This is a genomic window from Sphingomonas sp. (assembly GCF_041661825.1).
In the GTDB taxonomy this organism is placed as follows: Bacteria; Pseudomonadota; Alphaproteobacteria; order Sphingomonadales; family Sphingomonadaceae; genus Sphingomonas.
The window spans coordinates 147,480-172,724 of sequence record NZ_JBAZTU010000006.1 but is presented as its reverse complement, the minus strand read 5'-3'; the positions used below and the strand labels follow the sequence as shown (position 1 = coordinate 172,724).

The 25,245-nt window shown below is 63.5% G+C and carries 22 protein-coding genes; 18 read left to right on the top strand and 4 right to left on the bottom strand.

The window, feature by feature from the left end; genetic code table 11:
- Positions 1–29: 29 nt before the first annotated feature.
- The 7 genes from WC729_RS25920 to WC729_RS25890 all read left to right on the top strand — a co-directional run bounded on the left by WC729_RS25920 (position 30) and on the right by WC729_RS25890 (position 9,773).
- A complete protein-coding gene (locus WC729_RS25920; RefSeq protein ID WP_372857358.1) occupies positions 30–1,790 on the top strand; it encodes a M1 family metallopeptidase in 1,761 nt (586 codons plus the stop codon).
- A 1-nt stretch (position 1,791) separates the two neighbouring features.
- Entirely contained in the window at positions 1,792–2,454 is a 663-nt protein-coding gene (locus WC729_RS25915) for a peptidylprolyl isomerase (protein WP_372857356.1), read from the top strand.
- 137 nt (positions 2,455–2,591) lie between these two features.
- Positions 2,592–5,663: a TonB-dependent receptor domain-containing protein gene (locus WC729_RS25910; RefSeq protein ID WP_372857354.1), complete on the top strand. Its 3,072-nt coding sequence runs from the start codon at positions 2,592–2,594 to the stop codon at positions 5,661–5,663.
- Between the two features lie 34 nt (positions 5,664–5,697).
- Complete coding sequence (locus WC729_RS25905; RefSeq protein ID WP_372857352.1) at positions 5,698–6,825, top strand: alpha/beta fold hydrolase; 1,128 nt, start codon at positions 5,698–5,700, stop codon at positions 6,823–6,825.
- 39 nt (positions 6,826–6,864) lie between these two features.
- A complete protein-coding gene (locus WC729_RS25900) occupies positions 6,865–8,532 on the top strand; it encodes a M1 family metallopeptidase (protein ID WP_372857351.1) in 1,668 nt (555 codons plus the stop codon).
- A gap of 628 nt (positions 8,533–9,160) precedes the next feature.
- Positions 9,161–9,286: a hypothetical protein gene (locus WC729_RS25895; RefSeq protein WP_372857350.1), complete on the top strand. Its 126-nt coding sequence runs from the start codon at positions 9,161–9,163 to the stop codon at positions 9,284–9,286.
- A gap of 196 nt (positions 9,287–9,482) precedes the next feature.
- Positions 9,483–9,773, top strand: coding sequence for a PRC-barrel domain containing protein (locus tag WC729_RS25890; protein WP_372857349.1), 291 nt, complete (start codon positions 9,483–9,485; stop codon positions 9,771–9,773).
- A 9-nt stretch (positions 9,774–9,782) separates the two neighbouring features.
- On the opposite strand, the gene WC729_RS25885 is transcribed toward WC729_RS25890, so the two are convergent.
- A complete protein-coding gene (locus WC729_RS25885) occupies positions 9,783–10,013 on the bottom strand; it encodes a DUF2188 domain-containing protein (protein WP_372857348.1) in 231 nt (76 codons plus the stop codon).
- A gap of 308 nt (positions 10,014–10,321) precedes the next feature.
- On the bottom strand, positions 10,322–11,467 hold the full coding sequence (locus WC729_RS25880; RefSeq protein ID WP_372857347.1) for a CaiB/BaiF CoA transferase family protein: 1,146 nt from the start codon (positions 11,465–11,467) through the stop codon (positions 10,322–10,324).
- A 65-nt stretch (positions 11,468–11,532) separates the two neighbouring features.
- On the opposite strand from WC729_RS25880, the gene WC729_RS25875 reads away from it, so the two are divergent.
- Genes WC729_RS25875 through WC729_RS25860 form a run of 4 tightly spaced genes read left to right on the top strand, consistent with a single transcriptional unit; the run spans position 11,533 to position 14,967 of the window.
- The gene (locus WC729_RS25875; protein ID WP_372857346.1) at positions 11,533–12,492 is read left to right on the top strand and encodes a hydroxymethylglutaryl-CoA lyase; all 960 of its coding nucleotides are present in this window, start codon (positions 11,533–11,535) and stop codon (positions 12,490–12,492) included.
- Positions 12,492–13,178 (top strand): isochorismatase family protein, encoded by a 687-nt coding sequence (locus tag WC729_RS25870; RefSeq protein WP_372857345.1) that lies wholly within the window; start codon positions 12,492–12,494, stop codon positions 13,176–13,178. Before WC729_RS25875 ends, WC729_RS25870 begins: the two co-directional genes overlap by 1 nt.
- A complete protein-coding gene (locus WC729_RS25865; protein ID WP_372857344.1) occupies positions 13,178–14,053 on the top strand; it encodes a polysaccharide deacetylase family protein in 876 nt (291 codons plus the stop codon). Before WC729_RS25870 ends, WC729_RS25865 begins: the two co-directional genes overlap by 1 nt.
- Entirely contained in the window at positions 14,050–14,967 is a 918-nt protein-coding gene (locus WC729_RS25860; RefSeq protein ID WP_372857343.1) for a polysaccharide deacetylase family protein, read from the top strand. The genes WC729_RS25865 and WC729_RS25860 overlap by 4 nt, the downstream gene beginning before the upstream one ends.
- A 52-nt stretch (positions 14,968–15,019) precedes the next feature.
- Here WC729_RS25860 and WC729_RS25855 read toward each other — a convergent pair whose 3' ends face one another.
- On the bottom strand, positions 15,020–15,784 hold the full coding sequence (locus WC729_RS25855; RefSeq protein WP_372857342.1) for a GntR family transcriptional regulator: 765 nt from the start codon (positions 15,782–15,784) through the stop codon (positions 15,020–15,022).
- Positions 15,785–16,002: 218 nt separating this feature from the next.
- Here WC729_RS25855 and WC729_RS25850 point away from each other — a divergent pair, with 218 nt between their 5' ends.
- The 6 genes from WC729_RS25850 (at position 16,003) to WC729_RS25825 (ending at position 23,122) form a co-directional block, all read left to right on the top strand.
- Positions 16,003–17,460 (top strand): 3-isopropylmalate dehydratase large subunit, encoded by a 1,458-nt coding sequence (locus WC729_RS25850; RefSeq protein WP_372857341.1) that lies wholly within the window; start codon positions 16,003–16,005, stop codon positions 17,458–17,460.
- Positions 17,460–18,113, top strand: a complete 654-nt coding sequence (leuD, locus tag WC729_RS25845) for a 3-isopropylmalate dehydratase small subunit (protein WP_372857340.1) — start codon at positions 17,460–17,462, stop codon at positions 18,111–18,113. The genes WC729_RS25850 and leuD overlap by 1 nt, the downstream gene beginning before the upstream one ends.
- Before the next feature lie 79 nt (positions 18,114–18,192).
- A complete protein-coding gene (locus tag WC729_RS25840) occupies positions 18,193–20,325 on the top strand; it encodes a TonB-dependent receptor (protein ID WP_372857339.1) in 2,133 nt (710 codons plus the stop codon).
- Positions 20,322–21,176 (top strand): hypothetical protein, encoded by an 855-nt coding sequence (locus WC729_RS25835; RefSeq protein WP_372857338.1) that lies wholly within the window; start codon positions 20,322–20,324, stop codon positions 21,174–21,176. Before WC729_RS25840 ends, WC729_RS25835 begins: the two co-directional genes overlap by 4 nt.
- Before the next feature lie 13 nt (positions 21,177–21,189).
- Positions 21,190–21,735 carry an ureidoglycolate lyase gene (locus WC729_RS25830; RefSeq protein ID WP_372857337.1) on the top strand — a complete coding sequence of 182 codons (546 nt, stop codon included), beginning with the start codon at positions 21,190–21,192 and terminating at the stop codon, positions 21,733–21,735.
- A 79-nt stretch (positions 21,736–21,814) separates the two neighbouring features.
- Positions 21,815–23,122 (top strand): MFS transporter, encoded by a 1,308-nt coding sequence (locus tag WC729_RS25825; RefSeq protein WP_372857336.1) that lies wholly within the window; start codon positions 21,815–21,817, stop codon positions 23,120–23,122.
- 231 nt (positions 23,123–23,353) lie between these two features.
- On the opposite strand, the gene WC729_RS25820 is transcribed toward WC729_RS25825, so the two are convergent.
- Positions 23,354–24,034, bottom strand: coding sequence for an aldo/keto reductase (locus WC729_RS25820; protein WP_372857335.1), 681 nt, complete (start codon positions 24,032–24,034; stop codon positions 23,354–23,356).
- A 171-nt stretch (positions 24,035–24,205) separates the two neighbouring features.
- On the opposite strand from WC729_RS25820, the gene WC729_RS25815 reads away from it, so the two are divergent.
- Positions 24,206–25,171 carry an IS481 family transposase gene (locus tag WC729_RS25815; protein ID WP_372857334.1) on the top strand — a complete coding sequence of 322 codons (966 nt, stop codon included), beginning with the start codon at positions 24,206–24,208 and terminating at the stop codon, positions 25,169–25,171.
- Positions 25,172–25,245: the final 74 nt, after the last annotated feature.

The following is a 25,245-nucleotide window of genomic DNA, read 5'->3' as shown; positions in this document are numbered from 1 at the left end:
ATGAAGAATTCGGTTTGGGGAGAGGGATGATGCGGTCAGTTCTGGCGGTGACGGCGGCGGCCTGTGCCATGGCGGTGCTGGGATGCGGTTCGGCGGCGAGCGCGCGTGACGAGACGATCGTCAAGGCCGACGATCCCGATGCCGCCGCCAAGTTCATGACGCCGCATACCCGCGCCCAGGGCGGCCCGCGCCCCGCCGAGCAGATGGCGCTGACGTTCGAGCATCTCGACCTGAGCACCAAGGTGTTCCCCGAGGACAAGAGGCTGGAGAGCGACGCCGTCCTGACGCTCAAGGCGACCGCGCCGGTGCGTACGCTGATTCTCGATCTCTTCCCCAAATTCGTCGTGTCGGCGATCTATCTCGACGGCCGCAAGATCAGCCCCTCCACTTATTCCAACCCGGAAGGGCAGCTGCGCATCGCGCTGCCGAAGCCGCTGGCGGCGGGCAGGAAGATTGTCGCGCGCGTCGTCTATTCGGGCACGCCGCCGCTGGCCAAGCGGCCGCCCTGGGAGGGCGGCACGACCTGGCTGAAGACGGACGCCGGCCAGCCCTGGATCGACACCTCGCTCTGGGGCGGCGGCTGCGACCTGCTCTATCCGTGCATCGACCATCCGACGCGCAAGCCCGACACCACGGACCTTCACTACACCGTGCCCAAGGGGCTGATGGCGCCCGGCAACGGCAAGTTCATGGGCTCGACCGAGAAGGACGGCTGGACCACCTGGAACTGGCACGGGCGCAGCATCCATCATTATGGCGCGGTGCTCGATGTCGGCCCGTACAAGGTGATGGAGGCGGAGTATCAGAGCCGCTTCGGCAATCATTTCCCGATGGATTATTATTATCTGCCGGGTGAGGAGAAGCAGGCCGCCGAGCTGTTCAAGGAATTCCCGGTCGCGCTCGATTTCTTCGAATCGCAGATCGGCCCCTATCCCTGGTCCGACCAGAAGATGGGCGTGATCCACGTCAAATATTCGGGTCTCGAGAACCAGACGCTCAACGGGTACACCGGCAATTACGTGAAGACGCCGACGGGCTTCGACCCGTTGATGAACCACGAATTCAGCCATGAATGGTTCGCCAACCAGCTGTCCAACGCCAATTACGACGATCTCTGGCTGCATGAGGGCATCGGATCCTACATGCAGCCGCTGCTTGCCGATTATCTGCACGGCAAGATGGACATGATGTCGCTGCTGATGTCGCAGCGTGCTGGCATCCGCAACGAGAAGCCGCTGGTCAGCGGCAAGGAGCTGACCGAGAAGCAGGTCTATCTCGATCCCGAGGGGCCGCGCGGGGACATCTATCCCAAAGGCAGCTGGGTGATGCACTCGCTGCGCAACCTGATCGGCGACGAGGCATTCTTCAAATCGGTCCGCATCCTGGTCTATGGTCGCCCCGATCCGAAGCCGGGCAATTTTCAGCCGCAGTTCGGCTCGACCCAGGGCTATCTGAAGATCGTCAACCAGGTGACCGGCAAGGATCTAGGCTGGTTCTTCCACGTCTATCTCTACCGCGCCGCGCTGCCCAAGCTGGTGAGCGAGCGTGAGGGCGGGAAGGTGAAGCTGCACTGGCAGACGCCCGACAATCTGCCTTTCCCGATGCCGGTCGACGTGCGGATCGACGGCAAGACCACGGCCTTGCCCATGACCGACGGGACGGGGGAATTGCCGATCGACGCCTTTTCAAGCGTCACGTTCGATCCGGAGTCGAAGATCCTGATGCAATCGGATGCGATCGACCGCCTGCAGGAATATCGGGCGGCGCATCCCGACGGGCCCCGGCGCTGAGATGCGCGTCGCCGTCTGCTCCTTGAAGGTCGGCGCGGCGACGCTGCTTCTTCTCGCCGCGTTGCCCGAAAGCATAGCGGCGCGACCGCGGCCGGAGCCGCCGCTTATTGTCGGCATCGAGACGTCGGCGGGTCTGATCAAGGCGCAGGTTGCCTATCGCAAGGCGCCGATCACCGCGTGCAATTTCCTGCGCTATGTCCGGGCGGGTGCGTTCGATGGCGGCGCTTTCTTCCGGACGGTGCGGAGCGACCATGTGGTCGGCAATCCTGTGCCGATCGACGTGATCCAGGTGCGGACGCGCGCCGGCGAGGAGGAGGATCTGTTCGGGCCTATCCCGCTCGAACGCTCCTCCGTGACCGGACTAGGCCATGTCAGCGGCGCGCTCTCCATGGCGCGCTGGGGGCCGGACACCGCCACGTCGAGCTTCTCGATCGTGGTCAAGGCATCGCCCGAGATGGATTTCGGCGGCAGGCGCAACAAGGACGGGCAGGGCTTTGCCGTGTTCGGCCAGGTGATTGCGGGCGCTCCGGTACTGCGCGCGATTCACTACGGCAAGGCGCAGGGCGAGACGCTGGTGCCGCCGGTGACGATTCGGCGGATCGCCGTGCTGGGTTCGGCCCCGGCAATGCGGGACGTCCGCAGGACCTGCCCGAAACTGGGCTGATTTCCGGCTGTTGCGGATCCGCACGGATCGCCTGTCTTTTCTGCCGGAATGCCTGCCGAATCGCTTGACAGGTTGCGAAGTTAGAATATCGTATACGATAGATAATATATAAATCGGGACAGACTAAGGGGACTCACATGGCACGTGCGGGCGCGCGTTTTTCCAGGTCGACGGTGCTTGCCGGTTCGACTCTTCTCTCTCTTCTGGTGAGCCCGGGTTGGGCGATGGCGCAGGAAGCGCCGGCGGCCGGGGCGACCCCACCGGTGGAGGAGACCGCGTCAGCAGTGCTGGACAATCAGGGCGGCAAGGAAGTGGTCGTCACCGGATCGCGCATCCGCACCAGTGACACCACGACGCCCGCGCCGGTGACCATCGTCAGCCCCGCGGTGCTCGAGGAGCGCGGCTTCACCCAGATCGGCCAGGCATTGAACGAAATCCCCGCGATCACGCCGTCCTATTCGCGCAACACCGGCATCGGCAGCCAGGTGTCGGTGCAGAATTACCCGAACCTGTTCAACCTAGGCGCGGGGCGCACGCTCAGTCTGGTGAACGGCCGGCGCATGGTCACCACCGGCTCCGGCTTGGAGGATGCGGCGGTCGACACCAACATCATCCCGGTCGGCCTGATCGAGCGGGTCGACGTGGTCCAGGCCGGCGGCGCGGCGGTCTATGGATCGGGCGCGATGGCGGGCGTGATCAATTATGTGCTCAAGCGCAATTTCCAGGGTGTGACGCTCGACGCGCAGTCGAGCATCTCGTCACGCGGCGACTATCCGGTCTACAGCCTGCGCGGCACCTTCGGCACTAATTTCGGCGGCGGGCGCGGCAATATCGCGCTGAACCTCGATTATTCGAAGTCCGATCCGTTGCTCTTCCCGGACCGCGAGGCGTCCCGCCTTGTCCCGTTCCCCGGCACCAATCCGGCCAATACGAGCAACAGCGACGGCATCCCGGCGACGGTCTATTTCACCAACACCAAGACGTGGTCGTCCAGCTATAACGGCATGTTCTGGGCCAATACCGGCACCACGCTCGCCTCGCTGCTCAAGGTCAACGGCAACTACGTCCAGTTCAACGGGGCGGGCACCGCGCTTGTCCCGTACGACACCGGGAAGGTGGTGTTCTCGAACCTCGCCCAGGGCGGCGACGGCGTCGATTACAACTCCAAATCGACGCTGTTCGCCGGCATCGAGCGTTATTCGGCGACGGCGGTCGGCCATTACGACCTGACCGACGACATCACCGTCTCGACCGAATTGCTCTACGCCCGCACGCTGTCCAACGATCCGCTCGCGCGCATGCGCCCGATGCAGTTCGACAATACCGGCTCGGCCGCAGGCGGCACCTTCTCTTTCGCGGTCTATCGCGACAATGCCTATCTGACCCCCACCGTGCTGTCGCAGCTCAGCGCGGCGTCGCCAGCCTTTGCCGGGGGCGGGGCGCTGTATCTCGGCAAGTTCCTCGACAATATCATGCCGGACACCAACCTCAGGACCGACACCAAAACCTATCGCGGGTTGCTCGCGCTCGACGGCAAGTTCGAGTGGCTCGACCGCGAGTTCAACTGGTCGGCGTCGATCAGCAAGGCCCGGGTCGACACGACCTATGAAGGCTGGAACCTCAACCAGATCCGTCTACGTAACGCCGCCGACGCCGTACGCAATGGTGCGGGGCAGATCGTCTGTCGGATCAACCTGGTCAGCGTCGTCGATCCCAATTGCGCGCCGCTCAACCTGTTCGGCCATGTCAATATGAGCGAGGCCGCGCGCAATTACGTGACGGTGCAGAGCGGCACCAACCAGAGCAGCGTGCTGCCCAATTACGTCAACGATCAGACCGATGCGTTGCTCAGCGTCGGCGGTGACATCGTCAAGCTGCCGGGCGGCACCGCCAAGTTCAACCTGACCTATGAGCATCGCGAGGAGAATGTCGAGACGACACCGCTCGAGGCGGATCGCCTTGGCCTGATCGGCGCCGGATCGATGCTGGCGCCGTTCAAGGGCGGTTATCACACCAATGAAGGCGCGGGCGAGCTGCTGATCCCGATCGTCGGCGGTGACTTCACTTTGCCGTTGATCCAGTCGCTCGAAGTCAACGGCTCCTACCGCATCGTCAAGGACTCGCTCGCCGGCAGCGAGAATGTGTGGGGCTTGGGCGCGCGCTGGGGCGTGTTCCCGGGGCTCACCATCCGCTCCTCGCTCAGCCGCAACTTCCGCGCGCCGAACCTCAACCAGCTGCTCCAGCCGCAGACCACGGCGGTAGCGACCGCCACCAATCCCTGTTCCAACGCCTCGATCGCCAGCGGCTCGAACCCGACGGCGCGCGCCGCCAACTGCCTCGCGCTGTTCCAGGCGAACCCGACCTATGGCGCGACCGACGCGCTGCCGGCCGGCTCGTCGGCGGTGGCGCGGCTGGCCGGCTTCTTCGACCTCGGCGGCAGCTTCCGCCGCGTGCTGGTGACGACGGGCGGCAACCCCGATCTGCAGAACGAGACCTCGCGCACCTTCACCCTCGGCTTCGTGTTCCAGCCGACCTTCGTGCCGGGCCTGACCATCACCGCCGACCGTATTCGCCTGAACCTCGACAATGCGCTGTCGAACTTCTCGGCGACGTCCTTCCTGTCGACCTGCTTCGACAGCCCGAGCCCGGACCAGGGCATCTGCAGCACCTTCAGCTTCAATGCGGACGGTACGCTCGCCACTGCCCGCGCGACCACCTTCAATGCCGGCTATCTCAAATATCATGGCGAGATCTACTCCGCGACCTATCGCGCGGACCTGGCCAATCTCTTCGGTGCGAAGGGCGATATCGGCGCGCTGACGGTGAGCCTGCAGGCGACGCACAACACGCTGCGCGTCACCTCGGTCACCGGGCTGGATCTGGTGCGGACCGACGACACCACCTCGCTGCCGCGCTGGGTGTGGAAGCCCGAGGCGCATTACGCCATCGGGTCGTTCCGGCTGAACTACAGCGCCTACATCCTGCCGGCCGAGAAGATCAATTACACCGACACGGTCGAGAATGCCTCGGTCCTGCCGGTGGCCGGCAACACGCGCCACAATATCTCCGCCGAATACCGGCTCGACCGTTTCTCGCTGCGGGCGGGCATCAACAACTTCACCGATACCGCGCCGTCCTTCCCGTACAGCGCGGGGTATGGCGACATCATCGGCCGGCAGTTCTTCCTGGGCGTCAAGGTCAGCTATTGAGATGCTTCCAACTCGCTTTCGCAAAGGCAACGACATGAAGAGGATGATCCCGAACGGTCGAACCGCGCTGCTCGGCGCGGGCGCGCTCGCGCTGGCGAGCATGGCGATCGGCGCGGCGGCCCAGCAGGTGCCGTCGGCGCCCGTCGCCGCGCAGGCGCGCGCACCCTCGCCGTGGAAGACGACCGAGGCCGATTATGCCGTCCCCGAGTTCCGCTTCCACACCGGCGAGACGATGGCGAAGATGAACGTCCATTACGCGACGCTCGGCACGCCGAAACGGGATGTGCAGGGCCGTGTGACCAATGCGATCATGCTGCTGCACGGCACCGGCGGCACCGGACGCGGCATGGCCTCGGCCGCGTTCGGCAACGAGGTGTTCGGGCCGGGCCAGGTGTTCGACATCACGAAGTTCTTCATCGTCATGCCCGATGGCATGGGCCATGGCGGCAGCGCCAAGCCGAGCGACGGGCTGAAGCAGAATTTCCCCAAGTTCAACTATCTCGACATGGTCAATGCGCAGCGCGCGCTGGCCGAGCATCTCGGCATCCAGAAGTTCGAGCTGATCGGCGGCCAGTCGATGGGCTGCATGCACAGCTGGGTATGGGCGACCACCTATCCCGACGCGATGAAGCGCATCCTGCCGCTCGCCTGCACACCCACCGCGATCGCCGGCCGTAACCGGCTGTTCCGCAAGATGCTGATCGAAAGCATCAAGAGCGATCCGGCCTTTTTGGGCGGCAACTACACCACGCCGCCGGTCTATGGCCTGCGCGAGGCGAATTATATCCTGAGCTTCTCGACCTCGACCCCAGCGACGCTGCAGCGGCAATTCCCGACGCGCGAGGCGGCCGACGCCCAGGTGGACCGGCTGCTCCAGACCGCGCCGCGGCAGGACGCCAACGACATGATCTATCAGTTCGACGCGTCGCGCGATTACAATCCCGAGCCCGATCTGGCGAAGATCAAGGCGAAGGTGCTGTGGATCAACAGCGCCGACGATTTCGTCAATGCGCCCGAGGCGGGCGAGGTCCCGCGCATGGCGGCCAAGCTGAAGCCCGAGCAGTTCATGATGATCCCCTTTAGCCCCGAGACGGTCGGGCACGGCACGACGATGAAGCCCAAGCTGTGGGGCAATCGCGTCGTCGAGTTGATGCGCGAATAAGTGCGATCGGGCGGGCAGGTACAAAAGAGGGGAATGACAGTGAATCGATCGTTGAAACTCGCCGCGGTGCTGCTCTGCACCGCGCTTGGCGTCGGACCGGTGGCGGCGGAGACCTATCAGCGCCAGCCCGGCATTTCGGTCGAGCATTATGTCTATAATTTCGAGGTGGCGGACGGCACGCACAAGATCCAGGGCGAGACGGTCGTCTCGGTGCGGTTCGTTGCCGACGGCGTCGACCGTTTTTTCCTCGATTTCGCCGCCGCCCGGCCCGACGGCACCGGCATGACCGTCGCCGCAATCACCGACAATGGCGCACCGGTGCGCTTCACCCATCAGGGCGCGCGGCTGACCCTGCTGCTCGACCGTGCGCCGAAAGCGGGCGAGGCGCGCGACTATCGCATCAAATATTCGGGCGCGCCGCAGGATGGCCTGCGCTTCGGCACCACCGATGCAGGGCAGCGCGGCTTCTTCACCTGGAACTGGCCGACCAAGATGCGCGAATGGGCGCCGGCACTTGACCATGTCTCGTCCAAGGTGACGACCGAGTTCGTGGTGACCGCGCCCGAGCAATATTCGGTCGCCGCCAACGGCCTGCTCCAGAGCGAGGTCGCGCTGGGCGACGGGCGCAAGGTGACGCACTGGAAGCAGGGCGTGCCGATCACCCCTTGGCTCAACGCCGTCGCGATCGCGCGTTTCCAGACCTATTATGGCGGCACGGCGCGCGGCATTCCGCTGCAGATCTGGGCGCCGATCGGTCAGAAGGTCGATGTCGAGAACGGCTTCACCGTGGCGCGGCGGACGATCGATTTCTTCGGCGATGTCGTCGGCCCCTTTCCTTACGAGAAGCTCGGCCAGGTGGTGGCGCCGTTCGACCGGTCGAGCACCGAGCATGCCAGCCTGATCTTCTACGGCGGCGGCGGCGTGCGCGACGGCGCGCAGCCAACCCCGCGACGCGGCGCGGCCGACGCCCCGGCGCTGGGCCGCACCGGCCTGCTGGCGCACGAGATCGCCCATCAATGGTTCGGCGATTCGATCACCGAGGCTGGTTGGGGCGATGTCTGGCTGAGCGAGGCCTTCGCGACCTATTTCGCCGATCTCTATGCCGAACATTATGACGGGCGCGACGCATTCGTCGCATCGCTGAAGAACGAGCGCACCGGCGCCTTTGCCGCGGAGCGCAAGGAGCGCGATCCGGTCATCACACCGGTCGACGACTCGGCCGGGCCCGACCTGACCCGCGTGCAATATGTGAAGGGCGGTTGGGTGCTGCACATGCTGCGCCAGCAGGTGACCTCGCCTATCTTCTTCAAGGCGATCAAGACCTATTATGCCGGCTATCACGGTGGCCACGCCACCACGCCCGACCTGCGCCGCGCGATGGAGCAGGCGTCCGGCCAGGATCTCGGCTGGTTCTTCGACCAGTGGCTGACGCGGATCGATTCCCCGAAGATCGATGCGAGCTGGACCTATGACGACACTACCAAGGTCGTGCGCCTGTCGGTGATCCAGTCGCAACCGGGCGAGGCCTATCGCCTGCCGATCGAAATCGGGACGGCGGACCGGCCGCGCGGTGCCTTTCGAGTGCAGAAGCTGTTGATGGACAAGAAGCAGCAGGACTTCGCCATTCCGCTCGCCCAAGCGCCCGCTGAGCTGGTACTCGATCCCGACACGAACCTGCTGGCGGAGATGATACTGACCCAAAAATAGTGGGGCCGCTCTCGCTCTTTTCGCGACACGCCATGGTGATCCGGACGCGCCGATATGTCCCATTCCCGAAGATTCGCGCTCGACCGCGGCTTGAATGAACCTCAGCGACAAGCGCGTCGTCCCTCCTGCGAGCTTGTGTTGACAACTTGTTAACCTTTCTTGGCATAAGGTTAACAGGCGCAAGACATTCCCCTCCCTTGTCTTGCGCATCGTAACGCCCCGCCGGACCCCCTCCGGTGGGGCCATTGACAGAGGTCAGCGCCAACTCCCGTGCGCGAGGGGAGATCAGGTCGACGGCTTCAATTTGGTCCTCACCACATGCCGGGGATCAGTCGCCAGCTCTCCCGACGGGTATAGTCCGCATTTCCGGCAAGCTTGATCTGCCGTAGTTGATCTTCCCACGCGGTCCGCACCACCCGGATCGTCGATGAGGCATTTCCCAGGAAGCTTTTCCTCCATTTTCGCCGGTGTGCGCTCTCCAACGCATTTAGTTGGCGCCATTCCCGCAAAGAGGTGAGCAGGGCGCGCTACGCGCGCGAGAATAATCCAGATTGGCTATCATTGCCTTCATTCGTAATGTTTCGACAGTGGAACAAGGGGATACTGCGGCACGAAAGGAGAGGGTGCGGTGAGCGATCAGAACACCGATTTCGCCCGTTACCATTTCCGTTGCGCGGCCCAGGAACACCGCCGCGTGGAGGAAGCGCCCTCTGATATGGTGAGGGCCATCCACGCCAAATTGGCGCTTGTATGAGAAAGCAGGGCAGGCCTGAGATGGGAGGCGCAGCGCGCAGGTTGGGGGACGCGTTGGCCGCGCCCGGCGTTTTACGCTTAGCACCTTGCCTCGGCGGGCAGTCCTTTTATGCCTCGTGCCGGCCGACAGGAGTATCGATCATGAATCGGGAATCATCCGAGCAGGTGTTCGACAGCCTCATCCTCGCCGTATCCCGGTGTTAGATGCGGCCGGCAATCGGATCTGCGATATCGACGATCTCCCGATCGAACGCGTCAGGGGCGAGGTGATCTACGCGATCATGTCGTTTGGCAGTTTTCCCGGCATCGGCGAGAAATTCCATCCCCTGCCCTGGTCGATGCTCGATTATGATCCCGGTCGCAGCGGATATGTCGTATCGCTCGACAAGGCCGTGCTCGAAGCCGCACCCTATTACGATGTCCTCGAGCTGGACGCTCTGGGCGGGCCAGGTCGCGGAGCGTATGGCCGACGGATCTTCGACTATTAGGGCGTGCCTTCAATCCTCTGGAGGGTAGGGGTCGCGGCCATAAGCCCATTCGGTATGCCATGCCCCACCCTCATCCTGGACCAACACCTCCGCCTCGTGTCCCCGGGACCCCGAGCTATGCGCTGCGTCGATCGCAGCGGAGAGGGCCATTGGGCGCGTAAGATAAGGATAATCCGCACCGCTGTGCCGAACCTTCCAGCGACCATCGTCACTGACAACATAGTAAAGCGCCTGTCCCATCATGTCGTCCCGTTCTGGGGGCAACCGTGCGTCATTGAAGAGTCACAGATTTGACTTGTCGTCAGGCGAAAGTCACCCTTTGGAAAGAGGGGCGGATGACTTTTCGCCGCGTCGGCGGGGGCTCGTTGACATGGACGATCGATGCGGGGGCGGTCAATCATGTATGATAGCCGAAACGTCGTCAGTCGATCTGCCATGGATCCGCGTACATCCCTCGCCGCCATGTAAAGCTGGGGAGCGACTGGTTGCGGGGCGGCGTGCAATCTCCGAGAAGCAGGCATTGGGCGCTTTTTTGAGTTCTGTCGGTATTAATTACATCGATCGATTTCGCGCAGGATCGCTTCTGCATCCTGATTGGCGAGTGGAATATCGTGACGCAAGCCCAGGCGTTGTCCGTCGAACTCGATCGGCAGCCCCGGGAGACGCGTTCCTTCACCGCCGGGGATTGTCACGTCCATCAATCCGCCCGATGCCGTGAGGTGCGGATCGTCAAACAATTCGTCGGGGCGAACGATCGGTGCAAACGGCAGACCTAACAGATCGAGCTTCGAAACCAGCTCCTCCCGCAGCATCGACGCAAATAATGCGCGTACCTGTGGAACAATGATGTCCCGCGCCAGCACCCTTTGATTGTTGAGCGCATAGTCAGGGTTGTCGCCCAGGTCAGTGAGGTCAAAGGCATCGCAAAACGACTTCCACTGGCCGTCGCTGACGACCCCCACGAACAGTTGCTCACCGTCCCGCGCGGTTTCGAACACATCATAGATGGCCCAGGCGGACATGCGGACAGGCATGGGTTGCGCCGCTTCACCCGTTACCGCCTTCTGCGCCATGTGCTGGCCGACCAGGAACGCCGTCGTCTCGTAGAGCGCGCATTTCACTTCGCCGCCCCTGCCCGTGCGGTGACGCCGTTCAAGTGCGGCAAGGATGCCGATCACGCCGAACATCCCTCCGGTTATATCGACCACCGAGGATCCCGCTCGCAATGGCCGGCCCGGTGGACCGGTCATATAGGCGAGGCCGCCCATCATCTGCGTGACCTCATCGAGCGCGGTACGATGCTCATAGGGGCCGGCGAGGAAACCCTTGGCCGAGCAGTAGATCAGGCCAGGGTTGTCCGCTGCGAGCGCGCCATAGCCCAGCCCAAGTCTGGCGAGCGTACCCGGCCGGAAATTCTCGATGATGATGTCGGCCCGCGCCGCGAGCTTGCGAGCGACCTGAAGCCCCGATTCGCTCTTCAGGTCGAGGCAGATGCTGCGCTTGTTACGGTTGAACATCGGGAAATAGCCCGCGCCTGAGCCAAGCAGCGTCCGCGTCTGGTCACCGCCCTCGGGCTCCACCTTGATCACGTCAGCGCCCAGATCGGCGAGGATCACCCCCGCTGACGGGCCCATCACCATGTGTGAGAACTCCACCACGCGGATACCCGCCAGCGGCAGCGCTTCGTCGTCCATTTTAGCTCCTCGACATGCTTCGGCCTTTTGATATAGACTTAGTACAAATGAGCAAGGAGTGTTCTATGGATGCCCGGACGTCGGACATCGACATCCTGGTCAGCGAGGTGGGTCCTCGCGACGGATTGCAGAGCATCGGATCGATTATGCCGACCGAAGCGAAGAAGGCATGGATCGCGGCCGAGGCGGCCGCGGGCGTGCGCGAGATCGAAGTGGGCAGCTTCGTTCCTGCCAGGCTCTTGCCCCAGCTTGCTGACACGGCGGAGATCGTCGCCTACGCCAGAACGATACCAGGCCTGACCGTCGCGGTGCTGGTGCCCAATGCTCGCGGTGCGGAGGCTGCGATCGCGTCGGGCGCGGACAAGATCACGCTGCCGCTGTCGGTCTCCGAGACGCACAGTCTCGCCAATCTGCGTCGCACCCACGAACAAGTGATCGCGGAGGCGGGCGCGATCGGCCGAATGATCGCCGCGCAGCCGCCCGGGCTGCGCCCGCATTTCGAGGGCAGCCTGTCGACCGTATTCGGGTGCACGCTAGAAGGGCCGATCTCCGATGCGCAGGTCGGGCGCCTTGCCGCCGCGCTGATGAACGCGGGCTGCGACGAGGTAGGGCTCTCCGATACCACCGGCTATGCCGACCCGGCCTCCGTCAGGCGGCTGATCGCGCTGGTGCGCAATGTGGTGGGCCGGGGAGCGCTGACCGGAATCCACCTGCACAATACGCGCGGGCTGGGGCTCGCGAACGCGCTCGCGGCGCTGGATTGCGGTCTCACAACGCTCGACGCATCGCTCGGCGGGATCGGCGGATGTCCCTTCGCCCCGGGTGCAAGTGGCAATATCGTCACCGAGGACCTGGTGTTCATGCTGGAAGCGATGGGCCTGAGGACCGGCATCGACATCGATCGGCTGCTCGCCGTGCGTGAGCTCGTCGCCCAGGCATTGCCGCAGGAAGAAATGTTCGGCTTCCTGCCCGACGCAAAACTTCCGCTAGGCTTCAGGTCGGCACCTGCTTTGGAGTATATTTGATGGCTGAAATCCTGGGCACCCGCATGGTGTCGGACGGCAAGACTGCACGACAGATTTTCGAAGAGGTGATGGCGAACCCGGCACGATCCAAGTTCGGCTTCGGCGACAAGCTCGCGATCGTGAATGTCGATTTCCAGAACGCCTATACCCGGATCGACGAGTTCAAGACTGCCTACGAAACCGATCCACGCCAGATCGAGTATGTGAACACGATCTCGCGTCTGGCGCGTCAGAAAGGCATGCCGGTGATCTGGACGCATGTCGCTTATGCCGAGGATGCCAGCGACGCGGGCGTCTGGGGCACGCGCACCAACACCCCGGACAGCCTGCAGAACATCAAATATGATTCGCGCCGCCACGCATTCGACGAGCGCTGCGAGATCGACCATGCCAGGGACGCGATCTACACCAAGCGGATGCCGTCGCCCTTTTTCGAGACGCCGCTGCAGAGCCTGCTGGTGTGGCACAAGGTGGATACGGTGGTGATCACCGGCGGGTCGACGTCGGGATGCGTCCGGGCAGCGGCGGTCGACAGCCTTAGTCGGGGTTATCGAACGATCGTGCCGATCGAGACCTGTGCCGACAAGCATGAGAGCTATCACTTCGCGAACCTCACCGATCTCCAGCTGAAATATGCCGATGTCGAGCCGGTGCGGACCGTGATCGACTGGCTGGAGGCCCGGTGATGCGCGAAGGCGAAGCCGATCCTGGCCTTTATGATTTCCGCCCCTATCGCGGCCGGCCCGGGCTCGCATGGCCGGGCGGCAAGCAGGTGGCGGTGTGGGTCTCGCCCAATATCGAGTTCTACGAACTCGATCCGCCGGCCAATCCGCATCGCAAGAGCTGGGCGAAGCCGCATCCCGATGTGGTTGGTTACAGCCACCGCGATTATGGCAACCGCGTTGGCCATTGGCGAATGGCCGAAGTGATGACCAGGCACGGCTTTCCCGGCTCGGTCTCGCTGTCGGTGGCGATGTGCCAGCATCTCCCGGAAATCGTCGAAGACGCCAACCGGCGCGGCTGGGAGTTCTTCAGTCACGGCATCTACAATACCCGCTACAGCTACGGGATGGACGAGGCGCAGGAACGCCTGCTGATCGAGGATTCGATCCGCACCGTTCGCGACGCGACCGGGCAGACGATCAAGGGCTGGCTCGCCCCTGCCTTGACGCACACGTCGCGCACCCTCGACCTGATCGCCGAATATGGCTTGAGCTATACGTGCGACCTTTATCACGACGACCAACCGGGCGAGGTGCACGTGAAGTCCGGCCGGCTGATCTCGATGCCGTACAGCCTCGAGGTCAATGATCATTACGGTTTCTTCGTCTACAATATGAGCCCGCGCGACTATGCCGACACGCTGATCCGCCAGTATCAGCGGCTCGCGGCGGAGGGCGGCACGGTCATGTGCATTCCCTTGCACGCGTATCTGATCGGCCAGCCGCACCGGATCGGACCCTTCGAGGACGTGCTCAGGCACATCGCCGCCGACGGCCGGGCTTGGATCACCCGCAGCGGCGACATCGCGGACCATTATATGCAGCAGGTGACGGCATGAGCCTGGGCCCCGCCTATCTCGAATATCCGCTCCGCAAGCGCGGCATGGATCATGATCTCTACGCCTATTCGAACATCTTCGATCGGCCGCCGATCGCTTGGCCCTCGGGCAGGCACGTCGCCGTCGCGATCGTGGTGAACCTCGAATGGTTCCCGATCCTCCCCACCGACAAGCCGTTTCGCGCGCCCGGGCACATGGCGACGCCCTATCCCGACTATCGCCACTATAGCGCGCGCGAATATGGGACGCGGGTCGGCTTCTATCGCATGCTTGACGCGTTCGCGGAGGTGAGGGCCAAGGTTTCCGTCGCCGTCAACGGCGCCATCGCCGAACGCTATCCGCAGGTCATTGCCGACATTCTGGCCGGTGGGCACGAGATCGTCGCGCATTCGACCGACATGAACGGCACCATCGCCTCCGGCCTGCCGGAGGAGAAGGAGCGCGCGCTCATCATCGACTCACTCGATGCGCTCGAAACGGTGGCCGGCACACGGCCGCGGGGCTGGATGTCGATCGCGCGGTCGCAATCGGTCAACACGCCGCGCCTGCTCGCCGAGCAAGGTATGGCCTATATGTGCGACTGGGTGAATGACGAGCTGCCCTGTCGATTCGCGACGGCGGCCGGGCCGATCGTCAACGTGCCGGTCAATCAGGAACTGTCGGACCGCCAGATCATCACGGTCCAGCAGAACTCGGCGGCCTCCTGGGCGGAGCAGATGCAGGATGCCCACGCGGTGCTGGCCGGCGAGGCCCTGCGGTTCGGCGGCCGCATGCTGCCGCTCAACCTCACACCCTATGTGATGGGACTGCCGTACCGGATTGGGGCGCTCGATCAGCTGCTGGGTTGGCTCGCCGCAAAGCCCGACACGGCGTTTCACACCACCGGCGAGATCGCCGACGCACTCGTCGGATAGCGAAGGGCGAAGGGATGGGCGAGGGTGAACACCACCCCCGGACGTGACTGGATCACACCGAGACGCCGTGAAGGTCGAGCCTGATCTGATAGCGATCCGGTCGGAAATGCGCCTGGATATGTTGGATCGGGCGTTTCCCGGGATCGAAGACGGTGCGGCTGACCCGCAGCAGCGCAGAGCCCATGTCGACCTGCAGCAATGATGCCAGTGCTGCGTCGGCGAGCGTCGCGGTAATGATCTGGTCGGCTGCCCCGATCCTGATACCGGCCTCCCGGATCAGCGCGAGCATCGGTGTCTTGCTCAGCGACTCGGCGGTGAGGTTGACCCCCAGCGCGGCTGGCACATGCGTGACATAATGGCCAAGCGGCGCGTCGTCCTGCCAACGTACACGAACCGCTCGGACGAGATCCGCATCTGGCTCGACATCAAGGAGCTCGCTCATGGGCGGCGCTGCCGGCACCGTCTCCAGCTCGATCAGTCTGACCTGAGTGTTACGGCCAAAGGCGATCAGGGATTCCATCGCCTGGTCGATGTCGCCTTCGATTGGCTTAGCCGCCGGATGGGAAGTGACGATCGTGCCGATCCGCTGCTTGCGCGCAACGAGCCCCGCCTGTGCCAGTTCGTCCAGCGCGCGGCGCGCGGTGATCCGGGATACGCCGAAGGTCTGCGACAATTGTTGTTCAGTCGGCAGTCGTGATCCAACGGCGCGCTGCCCGCTCGCGATCTCGCCGCGTAGCTGGAGAAAGATCTGATGATAAAGGGGAACTGGCTGAAACCTGTCCACACCGGACACCAGCTCCTCGACCCGTCTGGGCACCGATCCGCTCCCCCTGTTGCTCATCTGCCGGGCGCTTAGCACTGATATGCAACCTATAACAAATCGCTGATTGCCCGCGGCGCAGGCCCGAAAGGGTTGGTGTGTGACGAGTTCGCGATTTTATATTGTACTATCTCTATATCAAATGTATTGTCCTATACATATACCAAATAAGGTGCGGCCAGGAGCATGCGCCGGGTTGGATTTGATGGGGCAACATGGAAGATCGCGCCTGCCTACTGACCGGAGTTGAAGCCGCCCGGCAGGCGCAGGCAGGCCTTACCCTGTTCGAAAAGATCTGGGCGATGCACCGCCTCGCCGGGATCGACGCGACAACCGCGCTCCTCCTGGTCGACCGCGTGTTGCTGCACGAGCGCACGGGTGCCGTCGCGCTGAAAAGCCTCGCCGCCGCGGGCCGGGCCATCTTGGCGCCCGACCAGGCATTCGTGACGATGGATCATGTCGTCGATACGCTTCCCGGGCGCTCCGACGCCACCCGGGTTCCGACCGGCACGGCGTTCATTACCGCGACGCGCGAAGCGGCAGCGCAGGCTGGCCTGACCGTCTTCGATCTTGGCGACCTGGATCAGGGCATCGGGCATGTCATTTCGCCGGAGCTCGGCATCGTGTTGCCCGGCGTCACCCTGGTCTGTCCGGATAGCCATACCTGCTCGCAGGGCGCGCTCGGCGCGCTCGCCTGGGGCATCGGGTCGACCGCCGCCGAGCATGCGCTGGCGACCTCCACCTTGCGGGTGAAGCGACCCCGGACGATGCGCGTCACCGTCGATGGCGCGCTGGCGGACGGGGTCACTGCCAAGGATCTGGCCCTCTATCTGCTGCACCGTCTCGGCGCGGCGGGTGGCGCCGGGCACATCGTGGAATATGCTGGGTCAGCCATCACGGCGCTCGACGTCGAAGCGCGCCTGACCCTGTGCAACATGGCGACCGAGTTTGGGGCCTTTTCGGCGATCATTGCACCGGACGACAAGGTCTTCGCGTATCTGAAGGGGCGCCGCTACGCCCCCGCCGGCGCGGAATGGGAGGCTGCGCTGGCCTCCTGGAAGCTGCTGCGCAGCGACGACGATGCGTCGTTCGACGTCGAATACCGGTTTGATGCGACGGATGTAGCGCCGATGGTCACGTGGGGCGTGAGCCCGCAGCAGGGGGTGCCGATAAGCGGCCGCGTTCCGCAGTTCGCGGCGGTGTCGGAGCGCGATCCGCGCGAACTCTATGATCGCGCGCTCGCCTATATGGATCTGATGCCGGATCGCCCGATGATCGGACTGTCGATTGACGGCGCCTTCATCGGGTCCTGCACCAACAGCCGTATTTCCGACCTGCGCCGGGCTGCGGCTGTGCTGAAGGGGCGGACCGTCGCGCCGGGAATCATCGCGATCTGCGTGCCCGGATCGACGCAGGTTCGGGCACAGGCGCAGCGCGAGGGCCTGGACAGAATCTTCCTCGAGGCAGGGTTCGAGTGGCGCGAATCAGGCTGTTCGATGTGCTTCTTCGCTGGCGGCGAGAGCTTCGGCCACCGTCAGCGCGTCATCAGTTCGACCAATCGCAATTTCGAGAGCCGCCAGGGCCCGGAAACGCGCACTCACCTTGCCTCGCCCGAAACCGTGGCGGCGTCTGCCATCATGGGGGCCATTGCCGACCCGCGGAGCATGGTCTGATGGAGCCTTTCACAACCCTCACTGCGGTCGCCGCGCCGCTGCTGCGCGACAACGTCGATACCGATGCGATCATTCCCTCGCGCGAGATGCGGTCGGTCACGAAAACCGGCCTGGCCGACGGGCTTTTCGCTGGGTGGCGCTATGCCGGGGTCGGGTCGCGCGAGATCGACCCGGACTTCATCCTGAACGATCCCCGCTTCACGGGCGCCCGCATCCTGCTTTCCGGTGCGAATTTCGGCTGCGGGTCGAGCCGGGAGCATGCGGCCTGGGCGCTTGTGGATTATGGATTCCGAGCGGTGATCGCGGAATCGTTCAACCCGATCTTCCGGGGCAATTGCGTGAACAACGGAATTGCCCCGGTCGAACTCGCCCGCGCCGCCATCGCCCGGATCGCCGCCTCGCTCGGTGATTGGCCGGCAGCCCAGCCCGTCACAGTAGACCTGCAGCGCTGCACGGTCGCCATCGCGCAGGGCGACCTTTGGCTTTTCGAGATCGATAGCGAGGCCCGGGAGATGTTGCTCGGCGGCATGGACGCGATCGAGCTGACCCTGACCCAGCGCGACGCGATCGAGCAGGCCCGGGCAGCCGATCGGCTCCGGCGGCCATGGATCTATCTGCAGAGAAGAAACGAAGACCCGAGAACGGGCAAATAATCGTCTGATGAGGGACAATCAGATACAGTGGAGGTGACACGCTATGCATATACGGAAAACAGGTTCGCTTCTCACGGCAATGTTGCTCGCGAGTGTGCCGCATTTTGCCTTTGCGCAGTCGGGCGCTCCAGCCCCTTCGTCGTCGGCCCAGGCGGGCGATGCAGCGGTGACCGAGGCCGGCGAGGATGATGGCGGCCTAGCTGACATCACCGTCACGGCGCGCCGCGTGAGCGAGAATCAGCAACGGACACCGGTCGCTATTACGGCGCTCAGCGGCGTCATGCTGCAGCAGCTTGCAACTGCAGACTCGCTCGACCTTTCCGGTCGCGCGCCGAACGTCCAGATCATCCAGACCGGCGCCGGCGCTGGAGCCGCATCGGTGTTCATCCGGGGCATCGGTAACAATGCGCTTGGTTTCAACCTCGCCAATCCGGTCGGCGTCTATGTCGACGACGTCTATATGCCGCGGCTTCAGGGGTCGCTGATCGATCTGCTCGACCTTGAGCGTGTCGAGATCCTGCGCGGTCCGCAGGGCACGCTGTACGGCCGCGATTCGACCGTCGGCGCGATCAAATATGTCAGCAAGCTGCCCGACCTGAACGACAGCCATTTCCTGGGCAGAGCTGTCCTTGGCAATTTCGACCGGCGCGACGTGATGCTCGGCGCATCGGTACCGATTGTCCCGGGTCAGCTGGCGATGAAGGTCGACCTCTCTTCGCGGAGCCAGACGGGCTATATGATCGGCGTCGACGCGACCGGAAAGGACGATGGACAGCGGGGGAACGGCATCGATCGCCAGAGCGGCCGCCTGTCGCTGTTGTGGACGCCGGGCGATGCCTGGCGCGTGAATTTCGTCGCCGACATCAGCAACGATGATTCCGGGTCGACCATCCCCACCCGCATTTCCTCTCCGAGCGGCGGCACCTGCGCCCCAGCGGTTGCGGCCTGCGTCTTTCGCTTCGGATCGCCCTACAAGACCGGCATCAATGTCGTTCCCGCCGGTTACGCCCGTGCCTGGGGCACCAGCCTGCGCGTCGAATATGACGCCGGCCCGGCGGTCATCAAATCGATCACTGCCTTTCGCAAGCTGGATTCGCTCGACGTGATCGACCAGACCCGCCTGCCCGGTGCCGGCGTGCTGCTGAAGGATCTTAAGCGGCAGGACCAGTTCTCCCAGGAACTCCAGATCGCCTCGAACACGGACAGCAGGCTCCGCTGGGTCGCCGGGCTCGTCTATTTCCACGAGAAGATCGATCACGACGCCAACCTCTACACCACGCACAATGTCGCCGACACGCAGAAGGCGGACAGCTATGCCGCGTTCGTCAATTTGAACTATGAGGTGCTCGATGGCCTTCGCGTCGAGGCCGGCGGCCGGATCAGCCGGGAGAAGCGCTGGATCGACCGCGTCGTCTTCCCGATCGGCGGGGGCACGCCCTACCTCACCGGGACGGCCTCGTTTTCGGAGACCAAGGGCACGTACAAATTCGGCATCGACTATGCGATCACGCCGGAGATCATGATCTATGCGTCGCATTCGACCGGCTACCGGCCAGGCAGCTTCGCCAGCACCTATGCCTCGCCGCGTGTCCCGCAAGTCGTTTTCGGAAACACCGGCGCCGAGACCGCTAAAAACAACGAGATCGGCCTCAAGTCCGAATGGCTCGGACGACGCCTGCGCGTGAACGTCGCGGCGTTCGATACGAAATATGACAACATGCAGACCCAATCGACCGCCGTGCCGTACAACGTCACCGCGACCGATTTCTCGTTCAAGGGTGTCGAGGTCGAGATCGAGGCCCGGCCGACGCGCGAGCTTTCGCTGTTCGCGAGCGGCGGCTATCTCGACGCGAACACGCTGTCGGGCGCCAACGTCAACCGACGGCCACGCCTGACGCCGGAGTTCCAGTTCTCGATCGGTGGGGAATATCGCTACACGCTCAACAGCGGCACCGAGCTCTTCCTGAACGTGAACAATGTCTACACGAGCGACTACACGACCGATCCGTCGAACGTGTCGTCGGCTTTCCAAAAGGCCTATTCGCTCCTTGGTGCGAACATCGGTGCCGAGTTCGACAGCGGCAAATATCGCCTTTCGGTCGGCGGCAAGAACCTGACCGACACCGCTTATTTCAACGGCACGTCGCTGAACGTCTCGCAATATTTCGGCGCGCCGCGCACCGTCTATGTCGAAATGCAGGTGAAGCTATGACCCACGACTATGTCCTGATCGATACCGACTCGATGCCCACCGAGGAGGATCCGCGCAATCCCGGCAAGAAGACCCAGCTCCTCCTGTCGCGCGAAGAGACCGGCGGCGGAGTGGTGCGGATCAGCTACTGGCCCGCGGGGTTCACGGAGAAGATCCGGCAGATGGCGACCAACGGCCATCGCCATTATCACCGGAGCGTCAACGAGCGTCATTACGTGCTCGGTGGGGACTGGACGGCATTGTACTGGCCGGACCCCGCCGGGGGGCCGGTCCCGACCCGGCTGACGCGGCACCATTATCTCGAGAACCCGCCCAAGGCACTGCACGGGATCAACCGGGATATGGGGCCTGATACTGGCACCAAGTTCCTCGTCTGGACCAGCGGTCCCGGCACTGACGTCTACGAGCCCGAGGCTGCCACCGAATCCTTCGACGTCGAGTTCGAGGGCGAGGTGCCGTCAGAAGTGAACAGCGTGCCGATCCTGTTCAATGCGCAGGATCTGCCCTGGCTTCCGCACCCGCAGCAGTCCGGATGGCTGGTCAAGGAGCTGTCGCCTGCCCAGGAGACGCTTCCGGGCGTGACGATGGTCAACATTCCCGCCGGATCCCGCGCGTCGATTCACGTCCCGTCGCCCGAGGGCGACGTGAAGCGGTGGCTCTTCCTCATCTCCGGCGACCTGTCGCTCGAGGTTCGGGGCAGGGATGGCACGGTGCCCGCGACCCTGCGCGAGAATGCCTTCCTTGCCTGGCGGGACCGCGCTGAGATCGGCAGCGAGGACCGCATCCTCAGCGATGGCGGCTGCGTCGCGATCTGTATCGGACATACGCTGAGCACCGCCCAGACCACTTGAAGGACCAATCGATATGGATTTCCGCACCCTGACGGTCGAGCCGGCGACCCGTGAAACGTTTGCGCCTTATGGCGTGCTGGTGGGGGTCGACGACACGGTCGGCTCCCGCACAGGCCAATTCTATGGCGACAAGGTGGAGCTCTGGTCGCCCGGCGGGTTCGTCAGCGACGAGCAGACCCGCCTCAGCGTCGCACGCATTCACGCGCGCGCGCCTCAGGTCATCTGGATGGAGCGTCATTTCAAGCATACCCAGACGTTCCTCCCACTGGGCGGGAGTGCTTTCGTCGCGGTGCTGGGCGCACCGACCGACACCAACCAGCCGGATCCGGACACCGTCCGCGCCTTCTATTTTGATGGAAGCTCCGGCGCGCAGCTGCACCTCGGCACCTGGCATGAATTCCCCTTTCCCGCGAACGACACCGCCGATGTCGTGGTGATCATCCGCAAAGAGACGCAGGAGAATCTGGAAGTGGTGGAGAATGACGAGGCGATCGGCGCTGACCTGGAGAAGCGCAACCTCGAGGCGCGATTGGGGTTCGGTTTCGCCTACGAACGCTGACGAGACGGCGGCGATCACGACAGCGGAACAAGGCACATCCGGGATCGCCGCGACGCGGTTCCAGCGGGAGCGAAGCATCATGATCTCGACCAGGAACAGCCCCGCCTATCGCTGGTATGTCGTCTGCCTCCTGCTCCTTATCTTCATCCTGTCCTATCTCGACCGCTACATCCCGACCCTCCTGATCGAACCCATCAAGAAGTCGATGGGGCTGAGCGATTTACAGGTCGGCCTCCTGCTCGGCCCAGCGTTCTCGCTGTTTCATGTGCTGGTGGGCATTCCGCTCGGCTGGTATGCTGATCGCGCGAACCGCAAATATCTGCTGATCGCAGGTATCATCGTGTGGTGCGCGATGACGGTGGGCAGCGGACTGGTAAACACGTTCATCCTGTTGCTGATATGCCGGCTCGGTCTCGGTATCGGCGAGGCGGTCGTCAGCCCGAGTTCGGTGTCGATCATCAGCGACTATTTCGACCGCAAGGAACGCGCCCGCGCGATCAGCCTGTTCATGGCCGGACCCTATCTCGGCGCCGGGCTGGCGTTCCTCGGCGGCGGCGTGGTCGTCCGATGGCTCGAAACGCTGGGGCCGATGCAATTCCCGATGATCGGCGCGCTGGAGCCCTGGCACATGGCGTTCCTGTTGGTAGGGGCACCCGGTTTCGTGTTCGCCGCGCTGATGCTGACGGTGCGCGAGCCTGAGCGGCATGAAAAGATCGCCCCGACGCAAGGGTTCGGCACCGCCTTCGGCTATATCCTGAAGCGCTGGCGCGGGTTCGGCGCGTTGTTCGTCGGCTCTTCGTGCAATTTTGCGATCAGCACACTCGCCTTCTGGAACATCCCGCTGTTCCAGCGAGTCTGGGGCTGGAATGTCGCGGAGATCGGTGCAGTCACCGGCCTCTTCTATTTCACCGCCGGCCCGATCGGCACCGCCCTCGCCGTGTGGCTCCAGCGGAGTCTGGCACAGAACCACGCGGACGGCTCTATGCGCGTGCTTATCGTCGGCCTCCTCATCGGCGTGCCCGCAAGCGCTCTTTACCCGATCATGCCAACGGCCCAACTGGCGGTTGCCCTGATGTTCCTCGCGTTCATCGGTAAGTCAGTCGCGACGGCGGGTGGGCCCTCATCGATGGCGCTGATCACGCCAGGCGAGATCCGTGGTCAATCGCTGGCGATCTACAACACGGTAATCGCGCTGATCGGTCCGTTGTTTGGACCACCACTCGTCGGCTGGGCGATCGACCTGAGCGGCGATCCGAAGTCGATTGGAGTCATGCTGTTTGGTTATGTGACGCTGATCGGCATTCCGTCGATCCTGTTGGTCTGGCTCGGGCTCAAACACTACCGGGCGGAGGTCCAGGCGCTGGAACGCGCCCTTGAGCTTGTTTGAGTCGGGACGGAGGTGCCGGTGAGCGGCGACTGGGCGGCGCTCTATTGGCCGAACCCCGAAGGGGGCCTCTATGAATTTTGAACTGGACGAACATGGCCGGCTAGGTTGAGGACTCTTGGGATTTCCAAGCTGTGCGAGTTCTGATTCAAGGCTGTCTTTTGGAGGCAGTCGTGGGCGGGTTGGATCGGCTTATTCTTAGCGACGATCAGTGGGAACGGATGTCGCGGCACATCATCGGGGACGAGAGGACGCAGGATTGCGCTGGCGGCGCTGGTGACGAGTGGAAGGCGAAGCGGGCGATCGAGCCGGCAGTGCGATCCTGCGCGCTTCAACTCCATTATATCTCTCCTCGAGCTCGGTCATCTTGAGCGCTGCCTCGGGCAGCCGTTCGCCCTGCACGGTGATGGCTGCGATGCCCGTGGCGATCTCGGCGAGATCAGTAGCGATCATCTCGAGATCAATGGCACCTAGGTTCTCGCGCAGGCGGTGCGGCTTGGTGGCGTCGGGGATAGGCACGATCCAGGGCCGCTGCGCCAGCAGCCAGGCGAGCGCGACCTGCGCCGGTGTCGCCCCTTTGCGGTCGGCGACCATGCGGATCACCTCGACCAGCGCCATGTTGGCCTTGCGCGCTGCCGGGCTGAAGCGCGGCACTGCGTTCCTGAAGTCGCCACCGGCGAACTTGGTCGTCTCGTCGATCTTGCCTGTCAGGAAGTCCGCACCCAGCGGGCTGAACGGCTCGAAGCAGATACCGAGCTCCTCAAGCGCCGGCAGGAGATCGGCCTCATGCCCGCGCCAGAACAGTGAATATTCGCTCTGTACCACTGTGACTGGCTGCACCGTATGGGCGCGGCGAATCGTGGCCATCCCGGCCTCGGGCAGCCCGAAATGCTCGGCCTCATGGGCCACGTTCATGAAATTGTCCCAGCATGTCAGCGTCTTTAGCGATGGGAGTTCACTGAAGGTCACCCCCCATCGTAATCTGGGTAGCAAAGGGGGCTTTGAGCCGGAACCTGATTTGGCGGTTCCATGTTTGATCCCGCAGTGTGGTGGTACGATTGACCATCACGCATGGCGGGAGGAGCTATGGGCCAAGTTCTACACGGCAGCGCCACAACGACTGAGGCAGTCCGTCGAGCGATACAGCGGAGTGAAGAGAGCGTAAGGGCGCTCGCCCGTCGTCACGGCATCAGCGCAACGACGGTGCAGAAGTGGCGCAAGAGGTCGCACACCGCCGATGCAGCGATGGGGCCGAAGGCCATTCATTCCACCGTCCTCACCACCGAGGAGGAGGCCATGGTTGTGGCGTTCCGTCGCCACACGCTCCTGCCGCTCGATGATTGCCTGTATGCGCTGCAGGCCACTATCCCGCACCTGACGCGCTCCGCTCTCCATCGCTGCCTGCAGCGTCATGGCATTAGCCGATTACCCGACATGACCGGAGAAAAGCCCGCCAAGCAGAAGTTCCGGGCCTACCCGATCGGCTACTTCCACATCGATATCGCCGACCTCCACACCGAGGAGGGCAAGCTGCATCTGTTTGTCGGCATCGATCGCACCTCGAAGTTCGCCTTCGTTCAGCTCCATGAGAAGGCGGATCGGGCGACCGCGGTCGCCTTCCTGGAAGCGTTGATCGACGCGGTCCCGTATCGCTTGCATACTATACTAACCGACAACGGCATCCAGTTTGCAGACCTGCCGCGCAACCGCGGCGAAGGGACTGCGCGGTACCGCGTTCACCGCTTCGACCAGATCTGTCGCGAGAACGGTATCGAGCATCGGCTCACCAAGCCCAACCACCCATGGACCAACGGCCAGGTCGAGCGCATGAACCGAACCATTAAGGACGCTACCGTCAAGCGCTACCATTACGATCGCCACGATCAGCTCCGGCAGCATCTCCAGCTCTTCATCGACGCCTATAATCATGGACGTCGCCTCAAGACCCTACGTGGCCTGACGCCCTACGAATATCTCGGTCGCATCTGGACAGAAGACCCAGGCCGATTCAAAATCGACCCGTGTCGCCACACCCCGGGACCAAACACCTAACTCGGCGGGAATGCCACAAGTTGCTGAATAAGCGATCGATTTTTCGCTTGATTGGATGCCGCGTGAAGATCCAA

What these genes read in the sequence shown, in the direction of transcription:
- WC729_RS25910 (WP_372857354.1), top strand. Translation starts at nt 2,592, where the DNA reads ATGGCACGTGCGGGCGCGCGTTTTTCCAGGTCGACGGTGCTTGCCGGT.
- WC729_RS25905 (WP_372857352.1), top strand. Translation starts at nt 5,698, where the DNA reads ATGAAGAGGATGATCCCGAACGGTCGAACCGCGCTGCTCGGCGCGGGC.
- WC729_RS25860 (WP_372857343.1), top strand. Translation starts at nt 14,050, where the DNA reads ATGAGCCTGGGCCCCGCCTATCTCGAATATCCGCTCCGCAAGCGCGGC.
- WC729_RS25815 (WP_372857334.1), top strand. Translation starts at nt 24,206, where the DNA reads ATGGGCCAAGTTCTACACGGCAGCGCCACAACGACTGAGGCAGTCCGT.
- WC729_RS25920 (WP_372857358.1), top strand. Translation starts at nt 30, where the DNA reads ATGCGGTCAGTTCTGGCGGTGACGGCGGCGGCCTGTGCCATGGCGGTG.
- WC729_RS25840 (WP_372857339.1), top strand. Translation starts at nt 18,193, where the DNA reads ATGTTGCTCGCGAGTGTGCCGCATTTTGCCTTTGCGCAGTCGGGCGCT.
- WC729_RS25865 (WP_372857344.1), top strand. Translation starts at nt 13,178, where the DNA reads ATGCGCGAAGGCGAAGCCGATCCTGGCCTTTATGATTTCCGCCCCTAT.
- WC729_RS25820 (WP_372857335.1), bottom strand. Translation starts at nt 24,034, where the DNA reads ATGAACGTGGCCCATGAGGCCGAGCATTTCGGGCTGCCCGAGGCCGGG.
- WC729_RS25885 (WP_372857348.1), bottom strand. Translation starts at nt 10,013, where the DNA reads ATGGGACAGGCGCTTTACTATGTTGTCAGTGACGATGGTCGCTGGAAG.
- WC729_RS25880 (WP_372857347.1), bottom strand. Translation starts at nt 11,467, where the DNA reads ATGGACGACGAAGCGCTGCCGCTGGCGGGTATCCGCGTGGTGGAGTTC.
- leuD (WP_372857340.1), top strand. Translation starts at nt 17,460, where the DNA reads ATGGAGCCTTTCACAACCCTCACTGCGGTCGCCGCGCCGCTGCTGCGC.
- WC729_RS25875 (WP_372857346.1), top strand. Translation starts at nt 11,533, where the DNA reads ATGGATGCCCGGACGTCGGACATCGACATCCTGGTCAGCGAGGTGGGT.
- WC729_RS25825 (WP_372857336.1), top strand. Translation starts at nt 21,815, where the DNA reads ATGATCTCGACCAGGAACAGCCCCGCCTATCGCTGGTATGTCGTCTGC.
- WC729_RS25870 (WP_372857345.1), top strand. Translation starts at nt 12,492, where the DNA reads ATGGCTGAAATCCTGGGCACCCGCATGGTGTCGGACGGCAAGACTGCA.
- WC729_RS25835 (WP_372857338.1), top strand. Translation starts at nt 20,322, where the DNA reads ATGACCCACGACTATGTCCTGATCGATACCGACTCGATGCCCACCGAG.
- WC729_RS25830 (WP_372857337.1), top strand. Translation starts at nt 21,190, where the DNA reads ATGGATTTCCGCACCCTGACGGTCGAGCCGGCGACCCGTGAAACGTTT.
- WC729_RS25915 (WP_372857356.1), top strand. Translation starts at nt 1,792, where the DNA reads ATGCGCGTCGCCGTCTGCTCCTTGAAGGTCGGCGCGGCGACGCTGCTT.
- WC729_RS25850 (WP_372857341.1), top strand. Translation starts at nt 16,003, where the DNA reads ATGGAAGATCGCGCCTGCCTACTGACCGGAGTTGAAGCCGCCCGGCAG.